Consider the following 14,195-nt stretch of genomic DNA (forward strand, 5'->3'; position numbering starts at 1 on the left):
TATTATAAGTATATTTTTGAGGTTTAATATGATAATTCATGTTGTTCAATCTGATGACACTATTCAGTCAATAGCAGAATATTATGGAATATCTGTAGATAAGCTTATTCAAGATAATGGACTTATCGACCCTGATAATTTAGTAGTTGGTCAATCAATAGTTATAGTAGAACCGGAAACAATTTATACGGTAAAAGAGGGAGATACCCTATTAAATATCGCTAATAGTTATAATATGTCAGTAATTCAATTATTAGCTAATAACCCATATCTTTCAGATAGAGAGTATTTATACCCGGGTGATAGTATTGTTATTAGTTATACCAGAAAAGAATTATTAACTACACATGGAAATACCGTCCCTACTATCAACAAAGCTACTCTAAGGAAAACTTTACCATATCTAACATACATTTCTGTTTTGAATTATACTGCAACAAATTCTGGAGAAATAATATCATACTATGATGATACAGAGATTATACAAATATCAAAAGCTTATGGTGTAGCGCCACTTATGTTGTTAACGACGCTGACTATTCAAGGAGAAGCAAACTTACGAGTGGATTTTGATCTACTTTTAAACGAAGATTTTCAAAACAGACAGATAGAAAATATATTAACTATTTTAAAATCAAAAGGTTATCTGGGCTTAAATCTTTCCTTGCAATACATTAGTTTAACTAATATTCAATTATATGAAAATTATTTTATAAAGGTAACAAACAGGTTGAACAGCGAAGGATATCAGGTATTTGTTACGATTAATCCCAATATCAATTTAGCAAATAATGAAGTAACCTTTCAAAAAGTAGATTATTCTATAATTAATAGATTAGCACAGAATATAATATTCACAAGTTATGAATGGGCGTTTAGTATTAATCCGCCCTCACCGATTACCTCCATTTCTCAAACAGAAGTATTTTTAGAGTATGTACTTAATTATATTCCGCCTGATAAGATAATTATAGGAATAGCAACACTAGGTTATGACTGGGAACTGCCTTATGTAGCGGGTGTTTCTAATGTAAATCTTATCTCGTTTGATAACGTTAATGCTTTTGCTAAAGAATATGATGCAACGATACAATTTGATGATGTGTCTCTAACCCCTTATTTTACGTATACAACAAAAGAGTTTGTAAATCATGTTGTATGGTTTATTCATTCTCGAACCATCAATGCTATATTAGATTTGGTATCAAAATATAATCTAAAAGGGATAAGTATATGGAACATAACTGTTTTTAATCCTCAATTATGGTTACTTGTCAATTCTCAATATGAAATTGAAAAAATAATTTTTTAAGTTTGAACTTCTTCCTTTTTGCAAAAAAATACTCGCTAGACGGCTGTAATTTCTTACAAAAATCTAGAGAGTATAGAAGTTTAATTACTTTTGAAATACCAGTAAACACTAGTTATTAGTGCAGTTGAGGGGACTTGAACCCCTACCCGGAAACCCGGACTAGAACCTGAATCTAGCGCGTATGCCAATTCCGCCACAACTGCAAATACGTAACGTATATATTTTACTATATTTTGTCCAAATGTCAAGAGTTTTTAAAAATATAATTAGGATAAATGGAAAAGGATACTTCATTAGAAAAATATAAGATATTTAGAAATTAGTACTGTCAAGCATTTTTGAGAATGTCCTAATAAATTTTAAACATTAGCACCAGCTGTGGCTGGTGCTTTTATCTATTTAAGCAGGGACTTCATCATTCCAGTGGTGTTCCTGCATTTTAACAAAACGCCAGAATTCTTGCCTTCTCCAAGGATGATGCATCCCTGGTATCTTCCGCTTTATTGTTCTATTCTGCGACAGCGTAAGATCAAAGTTTTTTGATATTTTCTCATGTGACGGAATTGCTTCTAGCGCATAAATACTCTCATCTATACAACAGTATTTATTACCGTCAAATGCTTCTATTACCATTGCCTTTGTCCCCTTATAAAAGTGTACCTGATGCCCGTTCTTATCAAGTGTCTTAAAATACTTATTTTTAAACTTCAAACAGTGTCCATTATCTATCTTTCTTTCTGTAAGAACAGAAAGAACAAGATTTATTTCTTCTAAAACGGGTTGCTTTTCAAAGACAGATTTGATAAGATTGGTCTCTAGAGCAAACTTGGCATTGTATTCTTTTATGTAGGAGTTTAAGAATGCATTTGCTTCGCTAAGTGTGTTTATGCCTGCCAGGCGTAATTCGACTGGTAGGCGAGATTGTAAGGTTTGGAACAATCGTTCCACTCGACCTTTTGCTTGTGGTATACTGCTGGTCTTGATTTCAACACCTAGCTGTTTACAAGCATAAGCGAATTGTGTGTATGTGTCCTCTTCGATAGAAGGGGCGTTTTTTTGTTTATATTCAAAAACTGTACGGTTATCGGTAAAAAATAAATAGGGAATACCATACTCAGTAAGTACTTGATGAAACACATTGTAGTATCCTTTTAAAGTTTCTTGTTCATCAAAGTAAGCACCGACAATAGTACCAGTTGCATCATCGACAGCGATGTGAAGCTGAGTTTTCGTATCACCGAACCACAAGTGGATCGAAGCATCCATTTGAAGCATTTCGCCAAAATAAGCACATCTAGGACGTCTGGAATGTGCATCCTCGATTGCAACGATATTGGATTGCAACTCTGCTAGTATCTTTTTAGATTTAGTTTGTGTTTTCAAATGTTTAAGTTTTAGTTTGGTTTTTCTTTTTTTTGATCGGGTAGCTTTTGGAGAAAGAATATATTCTTTTTCTAAAATAGAGTTCAATGTAGATACAGAAATAGAAATTCCCTCATACTTCTCTAGAAGCTCGATACAATGAGTAAAATTCGTATCGAAGTACTTACTACGATATAAATCTAGGACAGTTTGCTTGGTTTCTTTTGAAAGAGCATGAGCAGGAGTCCGACCTCTGTTTCCATGTATAAAAAAGGATTTACCATCACGTTTATATCCTGCAATCATTCTATTGATATGTCTTTCGGTGCAACCGATCTTCAAGGCAGCATTCTTTTTATTTCCGTTTGTGTCTACTAACTTCTTTATTACTTCATAACGTTTTTCTTCATTCATAGTCAACTTGACCTTTCTCATAATGTCTCCTCATCTGTAAGTCATGAGGATATAGTGTAACATGGATTACTCATTTGGGACATAATCACTTGTGGTTACTTAAGACATTATCAAAAATGGTTCAGAAAATATAAGATATTTAGAAATTAGTACTTGACTTTATCACACAACCATATTAAAATATCCATTGTATTCCTCGATAGCTCAATGGTAGAGCACACGGCTGTTAACCGTGGGGTTGTTGGTTCGAGCCCAACTCGGGGAGCTATTTTTTTGTCCTATGCATATTTTTCAGAGTCTTGGTCATTTGTAATTAATTAGAAAGACCTTCTGCGATTTTCATTGCATACTTTATGAATTGCTTACAATAAAAAACTTGCCTCAAACGTTTTTAAGATGGCTTATCAATAATAAACTAATTATTGATAAGCTTTTATAATATACTTCATTTCTTATAATTCTGTTAGCTGAGATTTTATATAACTATAGGGTACTTCCCTTACCGATATAAATAGGTCTAGTATCACAGCCTACCATGATACGTTCATCTCTAAAGATAACTTCTTTATCTGCAATCACATAATCAAGCTTTACATTGTTCCCGGTTTTACTATCCTTCATAATAATTGAATTTTTTATAGCAGAACCTTTGCCAATGTGTACACCTCGAAACAAGATGCTATTCTCTACCTGACCTTCAATAATACAGCCATCTGATATCAAGCTGTTTGATACGGTGGCTGTGTCTGCATATTTGGCAGGGACAACATCTAATACTTTGGTATAGATGGGAGCATTTTTATAGAATAACTCTTTCCTAACTTTAGGACTAAGCAAATCTATATTGGCTTGATAATAGTCCAAAATGGAATTTATTTTGTTTATATAACCTTTATATTCCCAGGCAGCAATTTTGAATTGATTTAATCTTTTTTGAAATATGTCACGTTCTATATCCTCAAGATTATGGGCAACGGCATCATTAATCATATTAATCAATGTATTTTTTTCCATAATCCACATATTCGTTCCTATAAAACAAGGTTCTTCTACTTTCTGCTTAATCAGAATATCTGACACGAAGCCATCCTTAGAGATTGTGTATACAGTTTCACTTCTTTTTTCATTTCCTGGTTGCTTCTTAAAGTAAATCACTGTAACATCTGCTTTTTTACTAATATGATAGCTTAAAGGGGCTTTCCAGTCTAAATTACAGATCACATCACAATCGGTTATTAAAATATAATCATATTTAGATTTTTTAATGTAGGATAGTATACCATGTAAGGCTTCAATTTTATTTTTATAAATGCCGGAAGCAAGACGACTAAAAGGAGGAAATATAAATAATCCGTCCCTCTTTCGTGATAAATCCCATTCTTTACCGGAACCAAGATGCTCAAGAAGGGATTGATAGTTACTTTTTGCAACAATGCCAACGCTGGTTAACCCTGAATTACGCATGTTAGATAGAGCGAAGTCTACAAGACGATACCTTCCTCCAAAGGGTAAGGCTCCCATAGTCCTGCAATTTGTAATTTCATGCATTTCTTCATCGTGCATATTTGAGAAAATGATACCTGCCGCATTAATATCCATATTATTTTGCCTCCGCTGCCTCAATAATAAAGTTTTCCATACTATACTTAGATTGCTCCATATAATTGTCTTTACTTATAACCACAAGATTCTTGGAAGGAAGGACAGTTTTGTTGGCAGAACTTCCAATAAAGGAATTCTCAGCTATAGCAGTATTTTCATCTATTACGGCATAATGAATGCAAGAGCCTTTTTTAATATGGGATCCAGGGAAAAGAATGGAATTAGTTATAAGGGTATTTTCTTCGACTGTAACCCCATGAAATATTACGCAGTCCTCAAGAGTTCCTTCTATATAACAACCCTCTGATACAATACAGTTCTTAACAGAAGCTGTGGGACTGATATAGTGGGGCGGCAGGATGGGACTTCGCGCATAGATTTTCCAATCTGTATTGGTATACAGTATATTGGAATCTAAGTGAATTAAATCCATATTTGATTCCCATAGGCTCTCAATAGTGCCTACATCTTTCCAATAGCCTTCAAAGGAGTAGGCATAAATGGTTTCTCCCTTTGATAGCATTCTAGGGATAATGTGTTTACCAAAATCATTAGCAGAATTGGTGTCCTCTCCCTCACAACCCAGATACGTGAGTAGTTTGTCAAAGGTGAACACATAGATGCCCATTGAAGCATTTGTACTTTTGGGTTTTTGAGGTTTTTCTTCGAATTCATAAATTTTCCCGTCCTCATCTGTATTTAAAATTCCAAAACGTGAGGCTTCCGATAGTGGCACGTTAATTACGGCAATGGTGCAGTCAGCCTTTTTCTTTTTATGATACTCTAACATTTTAGAATAATCCATTTTATAGATGTGATCACCAGATAATATAAGTAGATAGGTGGGGTTGTACTGGCGTATGAAGGGGATATTCTGCTTAATAGCATTGGCAGTACCTTTGTACCAATCTGAAGTCTCCCGTTTTTGATAAGGGGGCAAAATATGGACCCCTCCATCATTGCGGTCTAAATCCCATGGCTGGCCGTTTCCTATATAATCATTTAATTCCAGGGGCTGATACTGCGTTAATACTCCTACAGTATCGATCCTGGAATTAACGCAATTAGAAAGCGGAAAGTCAATTATTCTATATTTTCCACCGAAAGGAACAGCAGGCTTTGCACGGTCTTTTGTTAAATTACCTAACCGGCTGCCTTCTCCTCCTGCTAATAGCATTGCGATACATTCTTTTTGCATATCATATACTCCTTATGTTTACTTATGCTCATTCCTGTTTGTAAGTCTGCACTTTACTAAATATATGAGTTTAGATATTTTACTCGTTTTGGTTTAACAGGGACTTTATAGTTAGTGGTGTATTAATTTATATGGTTGAAAATGCACATTTAGCACATGATTATATTTGTTTATTTTAAAGTGAAACAGACAACTACTGATTTTTTTGTAAATTTTTATTTGTAAATAGACTACTATTTATAAAATTAATTCACATTTTGTTACTATGGTCCCAAGTTTTAAGGCTTTTTATTACTGTTTTGATTACCAGCAAATTTTACTATTTTTGTTTCTGCTGTCGTGAAAATAAAATCTTTATTCTAGATAGATTTTTTAATGCATGCTGAAATTATGGAAGTAGGTAATAGATTATCTACTATCAAAAACATTTATTATATAAAAATAATTCTTGCAATTTATAAAATTTCCTGATATAATGTAATTCGTTCGTTAGAACAATATGAATAAGCTTTTGCAGTCGTGGCGGAATTGGCATACGCGCAAGACTAAGGATCTTGTGAGCCTAGCTCGTACGGGTTCAAGTCCCGTCGACTGCAGTAAAAGCGTATAGATACAAGGCTGAAAGAGGCACATCTATACGGCATTACGAGGGTTTGGATGAATAATTCAAGACCCTCGTTTTTCGTGTACCCTCATTAGCAATAGCCAATAAAAACCACCTTCCAAGTGAGAGTATTTATATCTAATTCTCACCAAGAAAGTGGTTTTTATTATCCTGGACAAAATATTTGCATTACCTGCTTAGATTTTGGGTTAATTTTCGTTTATCTCAAATTTACTGCTATTTATTTTGCAGTAAATTTGATAGGATCTGAAACTGCAATTGTTTCGAAGGTTTCTGCTTCATAAATATTGAATTGTAATTCAACCTCATCAATACTCTCGATTCCATTCTCCTCTAACTCACTGGACATAATGGTAATCTCATTAATCGATTTCTTCCCATCGTATACATTACAAGAGAAGAAGGGACTCATCATAAAGCCATTGATTGACATATTTTCGCATTCTATTGCTGCATTAGTTCCGGAAGTGTTCTCCATATATAGCAAAATAGCGGTTCCCCAAAAACTATTCTCATCAACTGTCTTACCTACAATTCGTATTCCTCCCTCGTTATAAAGTTCGGTACCGGCATCATTTGTGGTAGTGTCCATATTTGCATATTCTGATGTTTGAATAGTTACAACCTCTGTGTTTAAGATATCATCATATGAAGCACTGTCATACACATGAAAATAAATCTCTATCTGTCCGACAGAATCAATACCCGCAGCCTCTAAAGAGGTGCTTGATAAGTACATTGTTTCGTTTGATTTCTTACCGGCAGCAACCTCTGCTATAAATATATCGGTAATCATATAGTTATTTACGATGATTGCTTTCGTACCTACTGTAACATTCTTATCAGAATTATTTTCAATGAGTAGCTTAATTCCATCTCCCCATATATCGTCTGTTGTGTACTCATCCGCTGTAATAACGATATCATTCTGGTCAACAAGAACCTGCTTCTCAATGGTAACAGCCGCATCACTTGGTGCTTTGGCTTCTTCCGCCACATCATTAGTTGTCTCGTCACCAGAGGATTCGGTTTTTTCAGAAGTAACAATATCCTTTGTTTCACCCGACTCAGAGGAGTCGCATCCCATAGCCATTGTTGCAAATAACACCAGACACAATAAAAAAACCATCCATTTACTTGTCTTTTTCATATTTTTCATCTCTCCTGTAAAAAGTATTTTTTATAATAAGAACAGCAACTACCTCAACTAGAATTTCGACTGCAGTATCCCACAAGTCAAAGGTTCTTTGGCAATAGGTGTAATCTGAAGGAATTCCATAGCGGTTGAGAAAATAAATGCTAAGGAAACTCTTCAATCAACTTGCTGTATTATTACCTATAATTATTCATGTAGAGCCTTCACACTTTCTGTAATGTTATACATACTAATAGTTTGTTTTATTCTTGTAAACCACTTGTCCTTAATGGACTGAAGCCATTTTGTTTCAGTAAACTATTCACATCAATGATGTTTTTGGGTCGTTCGTTAAAAATAATCAGTAAAAGAGCATCTCTTGAGAGTTTGGGATATAATGGCGGCATTTTATATTTTTTAAGTGCTTGCTGGGTTTCCTCAGATGTAAACTCAGCCGCATAACATATTCTCAAAATGATATCCCGCTGTTTTGTATGCTTTTCTCCCGATAAAAGTTTATATCCATATCGTTCTGGAATATCTGCCTTCAAAAATACAATTTGCTGTGTTAAACCCTTTGCTTTAATCAAGCTTTTAACATAGGTACTAAATGCATCTTTTTCATCCAATAAGCTCTCCTTATTATTTTTGCAAAACAAATCAAAGTTTTTAGAATGAGTACTTCTTAAGATAGATTGTAATTCTTGCGTATTTTTTTCACCCATAACAAGCTCCTATCTGATATAATATATTTATCTATTGGCGAAAGGACAATTCCATGGAACTCTCAAAACGTTTATCCATATCATATTATAAAAATATAGCTACCCTGAATGATGAGCATCAAGTATATTTAGTTCAACATCAGGAAACAAAAAAAATATTTATTAAGAAAAAACTGTATGTCTACAATACAAACATTTATCTGCAACTACAAGCAACACCCATAGAGGGAATACCACAAATAATAGAACTATACGAAGATGATTCCTCCCTCACAGTAATTGAAGAGTATATTTCGGGAGAAACATTACAGGACAAAATTGATGCCCGTTCTTTAGTGCAGAGTGACATAACTTACTATATAAAAGAACTTTGTAAAATATTAAGTAGGCTGCATAACTTAAATCCGCCAATTATACATAGAGATATCAAGCCATCCAATATTATAATAGCACCATATAATCGCGTTGTTCTTTTGGATTTCAATGCGGCCAAATATTTTACAGACATAAAATTACCTGATACTGTTTTATTAGGAACCCAAGGCTATGCCGCTCCGGAACAGTATGGTTTTGGTTCTTCAACACAACAAACGGATATTTATGCCATTGGTGTGTTGTTAAGGGAGCTAGCATCTTCATTAGAAATACAGACCCATGGCTTTGATGATTTAATTGTAAAATGTACGCAGATAAATCCGTCAGACCGATTTATGTCCGTTTCAGAGCTGGGAAAAAAACTTCGAACCGAACCAGCGGGCAGCTTTCTTCAAATTGAATTGTGGAAATCTCTTATTCCACCTGGATTCCGTACTCGAGCTCTTTGGCGCATGGCGTTAGGTACTATAGGATATGTACTAATTTTTTTTCTATCATTAACATTAGAAATAGAAAATGTAGCAGGTACTATTCTTTGGGTCGATAGAATCTTCTGTCTGTTGATGTTATTATGCATCGTATTTACCGGTACCAATTACTTAAACATGCAAAGAATAATACCCTTGTGCAAGCATAAAAGCCGTATCATACATTACCTCGGCATAATAATTCTGGACATAATGTTTATTTCTATACTGACGGTTTTTATAATAATTATCGAAGCCTTTTTGTAAAGGGTAAAATAATTATAACACAAAAAAAAAATCATGTTGCCACCATTAAGGTGGCAATTACCAATTTTTTAATTATGAAATTACCAAAATACATGCTTCTTTAAAATATATAGGCGATGCAAAGAAAAAAAGTAAATAAAGTTTTCTACAGGGATTCCAGGTTTATCAGGAATCTCTTATTTTTTTGAATTTATCATGTTGTTTATGTGCAATACATACAAAAATTCAATGATATTATTTGAAAATTATATCATTAGGTTGATTTATCTCTAGTATTTGTTATAATTTTATATAATTACAACTAATATAGCGGTTTATAAGGTGATTATATACAAAAAGTATATTGAGAAAGTATTACAGCTAAAGCAAGAACTGCTATATATTAGGTTAAGCTAAATGAATAAGGTCTGGGAGAGGGAGAAGATGCTTAAATTTGGGAAAAAGAGTGTAGTCTGGAGATGGATGTTTTATTATATGGGGGTAATCCTTCTTTGTGCTATTTGTAATCTGGTGACCTTTTACAAAAGTAAGTCGACAATAGCAGAGAGGCAGCAACAACTAAGTGAGGTGGTTTTAAAGCAGGTTAACGAAAGAATCAATGAAAATATGGTTCAGCTTGAGAATGTGAGAGAGGAGTTACTAAATAATAGTAATTTCAGATCCTTAAACAAGGCAAAATTTAATGACTATTCTTCGTTTATTTATAAACAGTATTTACTTTATTGTGACCTAAATATTTATCGTAAAATGAATAATACATACAGTAATATTATTCTCTACTTTGAGAAGGATGATAAAATTGTGGCATCAAATTCTGTTAATACAGCAGACGGCTATTGGAAAGTATACCATAAGGAACTAGACATTTCCTACGGGCAGTGGAAAAATCTACTGAATAAAACCTACGAAAACTTTTCTTTAAAAAACTTATATATCAGCAAAACAGAGATGCTTGTGTTCGCCAGAACAATTCAACAAAACCAAGCAGACAGACAAAAAGTAAATTTATTTATTACTTATACAAAAGAGGATTTGGAGGATTTGATAGGAGGATATCAGTATAATCAAAATACCTCTATCATTCTTTTGAATGAGATGGACCATTCAGCCATTAAATTTGATGCAGCATCGCTTCTAAATGACAAAGAAGATGAGCAAAAAGTAATAGATGCGATAGCTTTAAATAAAGACGAAGTTTGCCTGAATAATAATGAGACAGTACATATCAATTACCTTAAAAATGACATGTTGGGCCCATTTTACTTATTAACGCCTGACAGCATATATCTTGAAGCAATAAATTATACCAGAATGATATTTGTACTAACATTTCTTGTGACGATAGTCTTTAGTATGATTTTGATATATGTGTTTATAAAAAATAATTATAAGCCCATAAGAGATTTGCTGCAAGCATTAAAAGCAGAAGTGAAAATAGCACCCGGCAGTCTGAATGAGTATGCTGCTGTACAAGAAGGTGTTGTACGAGTAAAGGCAGAATACAGGAATATTAATGGTGCTTTAAGGCGTCAGAGCCGTTTGCTGCAAAAAATCTATTTATCAAGGATTCTATCAGGCGGGGCGGTAGAGTTATCGGATAAAGAATTGAAAGAGATTTATGATATTAGTTTTATTGGAAAAGAATTCGCGGTTATTATTTTCTATATCGAGGAATTTATAAATGATTTTAATCGCGTAGAAGGAGAACTGGACAGACTGGAACATGCACAGTTTATTTTGAACAATGTATTCAGAGAGATTGCAGATAAGGAAGAGATTAAGGTTTATCAGACTAATATGGATTCTCTGTCAGTACTTATTTTGAATCTACCCTCAGACAGTGAAGCAAAGAGTAAGCTTTCTTCTATATTAAAAAGGGAGCGTGAATTTATTACCTGTCATTATAATATGGAGTATACAACAGCTATTAGTAATATCCATGATGAATTTCGTGAACTTCCGGTAGCTTATCAAGAGGCGTTACAAGCACTGGAAGCAAAAAGATTATATGATATGGATGATACGGTTTATTATCAAGATATATTACAACTTACTGGTTCTAGTTATCATTATAACTATGAAGAGGAGCAGGATTTAATACATTATATTCAAAGGAGCAATATTGACAGTGCAAAAAGGCTGTTTCATGAAGTGATAAAGAGTAACGTTAGCAGTAAAAAGTTGATATCATATGATATTATGCGGTGTTTGATGTTTGATCTGTTAGGAACAGCATTAAAAACCTTTGACGGCGAAGAAAAAAGCCAATTATTCATAAAAAAATTGAAACCAGCTAAACGATTGTCAGAATGTAAAAATCTAGAGGAAATGATTAAAGTTTATGATGAAATTCTGGATAGCTGTTGTGAATTCTTTTTAGAGAAAACAGACGATGGCGGAAATGAAAATCTCTGTATGCAAATTCAGGATTATATAAAAGCCAATTATAGTGATTCCAACTTATGTGTTACCTCAATAGCGGACGTATTCTCCCTATCGCCGGTAGCTATGTCTAAGATGTTTCGCGAATTGACCGGTAGTAAACTACTGGTTTACGTCGCTGAGATAAGGATTGGGGCTGCTAAAAGGATAATATTGCAAAATTCGTCCAGTCTGTGTGATATAGCGTCAGAAGTTGGGTTTGGAAGTACAAAAACCTTTACAAGGGTTTTTAAACAAATGGTAGGTTGTACCCCCGGTCAATGGAGAGATAATCTTGAAATGACAGAAATATAGCTAAAAATAGCCTTTTTTGAATAGAAAAGTAGAATAATAATTTTTGTCTTATGAATTATAAAAAGTGTCTCTTTCTTAAATGTGATAGGAAAGGTACAATGACTCATGCAGAAGTGGATCCGACTGCAGTCAATTGTACAATATCAAAAATAGGAGAGAGTGTATGAGAAAAAAGAAATGGTTATCTGGTATTTTGGCTATTACTATGATAGTTTCAACAGTCCTTACAGGATGCCAGGGAAGAAATCAAAAAAATAACAATGCTTCAGTTACTACGGATAAAACCGTTGAAGCAACAGGCTCGCCGGAGGGAGGGGCAGAGGCTGCCTGGACACTGCTGGAACCCTTAACTAGTACAGAAGGTGTTAACAATATGCCCAGAAGCAACTATGTTACATATCCTGTAGAGAATGCAGAAGATATTACACTTACCTTCTGGATGGGGCTGCCAAGTAATGTGTCTAAAAATTCTCCAACTGCTAATGAAACAGAATGGGCAAGACTGTGGCAGGAAATGACCGGGATTAAGGTTGAATTTATCCATCCCACACAGGGAAGTGAACAAGAGGAGTTCGCGGTTTTGGTTGCCAGTAATAGTCTCCCTGATATTATTGAATGGGAATGGACTTCATCTTATACCGGTGGCCCGTCTGCGGCAGAAAAGGACGGAATATTAATTAATCTTGACAAATATATCAGTTCCACTGGCCCTGCTGCAGATGTGTGGCAGTATTTACAAGATAATCCTTCCATCGATAAGCAGGTAAAGAATGACAGCGGAAGTTATTATTGTTTTCCTTTTATCCGTGGGGATAAATATTTACAGTGTACCTCCGGCCTGATTTATCGGAAGGATTTAATGGATAAGGCTGGATATACAAAGACGCCGGAAACGATGGCTGATTGGACAGAAGCACTTACTGCCTTAAAAAATTCCGGGGTTTTAAAGCCTATGGTTATGGAGAATATGAATAACTTAATGGCAGGTACCTTTAATGCCTACAAAATCCGTACCGGTTTTTATGTAGATGACACTACAGGAAAGGTAAAATATGGATTTATGGAAGAAGGCTATAAAGACTGGACCCTTCAGATGAATGACTGGGTAAGAGCAGGTCTTCTTGACCCAGATATTTTGACCTGTGACAGATCCACATTAGAAAGCTATATTATGAATGGAACAGGTGCAGCATGCTATGGTGCAGGTGGTGGTTATATGGGAACCTTTTTAACCACAGCAGCCTCAGATACAGCGACCTATGGGACAGATTTTGATTTAAATGCTGCTAAATATGCAGTACTAAACGCCGGAGAGACTGCTATGTATGGAGGAAGTTCCTATGATTACGGAACAGGCTCAAGAGCACATGCAGCTATTACAGCGGATTGTGAATATCCGGAGCTTGCAGCAGCCTTTTTAAACTTCTGCTATAGTCAGAATGGGCATAATACCATTAATTTTGGTGAAGAAGGAAAATCCTATACTATGGTTGATGGTATTCCAACTTATACGGATGAGGTAATGAAAAATCCGGATGGTTTGTCCATTGCAGTTGCAATGGCAAAATGGGGACGTGGTAACATGTCAGGAGCCTTTGTGCAAGATCCTAATTATATTTTACAGTATTATTCAACACCTCAGCAAAAAGAAGCACTTGCAAGATGGAATGATGAAAGTGACAGTCAAAAAACGTTGATGCCGCCAATTACACTAACGGAGGAAGAGAGTAAGAGAATCACGATATTAAATGGAGAAATAGATACATATGTAGTGGAACAGCGCGCCCGTTTCTTTACGCTAGAGGGAGATGTAACGGCAGAGTGGGATACTTATGTACAGAATTTAAAGAATATGGGTATTGAAGAAATGATTCAAATCTATCAGACCGCTTTGGATAGATACAATACCCGTTAGAAAGCAAGCTTTCTTTTAGAATAATTATTAAGGTGTGTCAAAACACTCATTTAGGTACAGCA

The 14,195-nt window shown here is 34.6% G+C and carries 9 protein-coding genes and 3 tRNA genes; 6 read left to right on the plus strand and 6 right to left on the minus strand.

What is annotated here, in order from left to right:
* Window positions 1–28 precede the first annotated feature (28 nt).
* Window positions 29–1,312 (plus strand): LysM peptidoglycan-binding domain-containing protein, encoded by a 1,284-nt coding sequence (locus acsn021_RS02915; protein ID WP_184092574.1) that lies wholly within the window; start codon window positions 29–31, stop codon window positions 1,310–1,312.
* A gap of 119 nt (window positions 1,313–1,431) precedes the next feature.
* On the opposite strand, the gene acsn021_RS02920 is transcribed toward acsn021_RS02915, so the two are convergent.
* Together acsn021_RS02920 and acsn021_RS02925 are read right to left on the minus strand one after the other, a co-directional pair.
* Window positions 1,432–1,515 (minus strand) — tRNA-Leu (locus acsn021_RS02920).
* A gap of 196 nt (window positions 1,516–1,711) precedes the next feature.
* Entirely contained in the window at window positions 1,712–3,088 is a 1,377-nt protein-coding gene (locus acsn021_RS02925) for an ISNCY family transposase (protein WP_184096199.1), read from the minus strand.
* 193 nt (window positions 3,089–3,281) lie between these two features.
* Between acsn021_RS02925 and acsn021_RS02930 the strand changes: the two genes are divergently transcribed.
* Window positions 3,282–3,353 (plus strand) — tRNA-Asn (locus tag acsn021_RS02930).
* Between the two features lie 218 nt (window positions 3,354–3,571).
* Here acsn021_RS02930 and glgD read toward each other — a convergent pair.
* Together glgD and acsn021_RS02940 are read right to left on the minus strand one after the other, a co-directional pair.
* Window positions 3,572–4,687 carry a glucose-1-phosphate adenylyltransferase subunit GlgD gene (gene glgD, locus acsn021_RS02935; protein WP_184095399.1) on the minus strand — a complete coding sequence of 372 codons (1,116 nt, stop codon included), beginning with the start codon at window positions 4,685–4,687 and terminating at the stop codon, window positions 3,572–3,574.
* A 1-nt stretch (window position 4,688) separates the two neighbouring features.
* On the minus strand, window positions 4,689–5,888 hold the full coding sequence (locus acsn021_RS02940) for a glucose-1-phosphate adenylyltransferase (protein ID WP_184095397.1): 1,200 nt from the start codon (window positions 5,886–5,888) through the stop codon (window positions 4,689–4,691).
* A 513-nt stretch (window positions 5,889–6,401) separates the two neighbouring features.
* Here acsn021_RS02940 and acsn021_RS02945 point away from each other — a divergent pair.
* A tRNA-Leu gene (locus tag acsn021_RS02945) sits at window positions 6,402–6,484 on the plus strand.
* Window positions 6,485–6,733: 249 nt separating this feature from the next.
* Here acsn021_RS02945 and acsn021_RS02950 read toward each other — a convergent pair.
* Both acsn021_RS02950 and acsn021_RS02955 read right to left on the minus strand, forming a co-directional pair.
* Window positions 6,734–7,663: a hypothetical protein gene (locus acsn021_RS02950; RefSeq protein WP_184095395.1), complete on the minus strand. Its 930-nt coding sequence runs from the start codon at window positions 7,661–7,663 to the stop codon at window positions 6,734–6,736.
* Window positions 7,664–7,911: 248 nt separating this feature from the next.
* Window positions 7,912–8,373 (minus strand): hypothetical protein, encoded by a 462-nt coding sequence (locus acsn021_RS02955; protein WP_184095393.1) that lies wholly within the window; start codon window positions 8,371–8,373, stop codon window positions 7,912–7,914.
* A gap of 53 nt (window positions 8,374–8,426) precedes the next feature.
* Here acsn021_RS02955 and acsn021_RS02960 point away from each other — a divergent pair, with 53 nt between their 5' ends.
* The 3 genes from acsn021_RS02960 to acsn021_RS02970 all read left to right on the plus strand — a co-directional run bounded on the left by acsn021_RS02960 (window position 8,427) and on the right by acsn021_RS02970 (window position 14,133).
* On the plus strand, window positions 8,427–9,482 hold the full coding sequence (locus tag acsn021_RS02960) for a serine/threonine protein kinase (RefSeq protein ID WP_207725191.1): 1,056 nt from the start codon (window positions 8,427–8,429) through the stop codon (window positions 9,480–9,482).
* A gap of 396 nt (window positions 9,483–9,878) precedes the next feature.
* The gene (locus acsn021_RS02965) at window positions 9,879–12,218 is read left to right on the plus strand and encodes a helix-turn-helix domain-containing protein (protein WP_185264953.1); all 2,340 of its coding nucleotides are present in this window, start codon (window positions 9,879–9,881) and stop codon (window positions 12,216–12,218) included.
* Window positions 12,219–12,381: 163 nt separating this feature from the next.
* The gene (locus acsn021_RS02970) at window positions 12,382–14,133 is read left to right on the plus strand and encodes an extracellular solute-binding protein (RefSeq protein WP_184095389.1); all 1,752 of its coding nucleotides are present in this window, start codon (window positions 12,382–12,384) and stop codon (window positions 14,131–14,133) included.
* Window positions 14,134–14,195: the final 62 nt, after the last annotated feature.

Source organism: Anaerocolumna cellulosilytica, from assembly GCF_014218335.1.
GTDB lineage: Bacteria > Bacillota > Clostridia > Lachnospirales > Lachnospiraceae > Anaerocolumna > Anaerocolumna cellulosilytica.

Coding starts and splice junctions, on each gene's coding strand:
- acsn021_RS02970 (WP_184095389.1), top strand. CDS start 12,382: ATGAGAAAAAAGAAATGGTTATCTGGTATTTTGGCTATTACTATGATA.
- acsn021_RS02940 (WP_184095397.1), bottom strand. CDS start 5,888: ATGCAAAAAGAATGTATCGCAATGCTATTAGCAGGAGGAGAAGGCAGC.
- acsn021_RS02955 (WP_184095393.1), bottom strand. CDS start 8,373: ATGGGTGAAAAAAATACGCAAGAATTACAATCTATCTTAAGAAGTACT.
- acsn021_RS02915 (WP_184092574.1), top strand. CDS start 29: ATGATAATTCATGTTGTTCAATCTGATGACACTATTCAGTCAATAGCA.
- acsn021_RS02965 (WP_185264953.1), top strand. CDS start 9,879: ATGAATAAGGTCTGGGAGAGGGAGAAGATGCTTAAATTTGGGAAAAAG.
- acsn021_RS02950 (WP_184095395.1), bottom strand. CDS start 7,663: ATGAAAAAGACAAGTAAATGGATGGTTTTTTTATTGTGTCTGGTGTTA.
- acsn021_RS02960 (WP_207725191.1), top strand. CDS start 8,427: ATGGAACTCTCAAAACGTTTATCCATATCATATTATAAAAATATAGCT.
- glgD (WP_184095399.1), bottom strand. CDS start 4,687: ATGGATATTAATGCGGCAGGTATCATTTTCTCAAATATGCACGATGAA.
- acsn021_RS02925 (WP_184096199.1), bottom strand. CDS start 3,088: ATGAATGAAGAAAAACGTTATGAAGTAATAAAGAAGTTAGTAGACACA.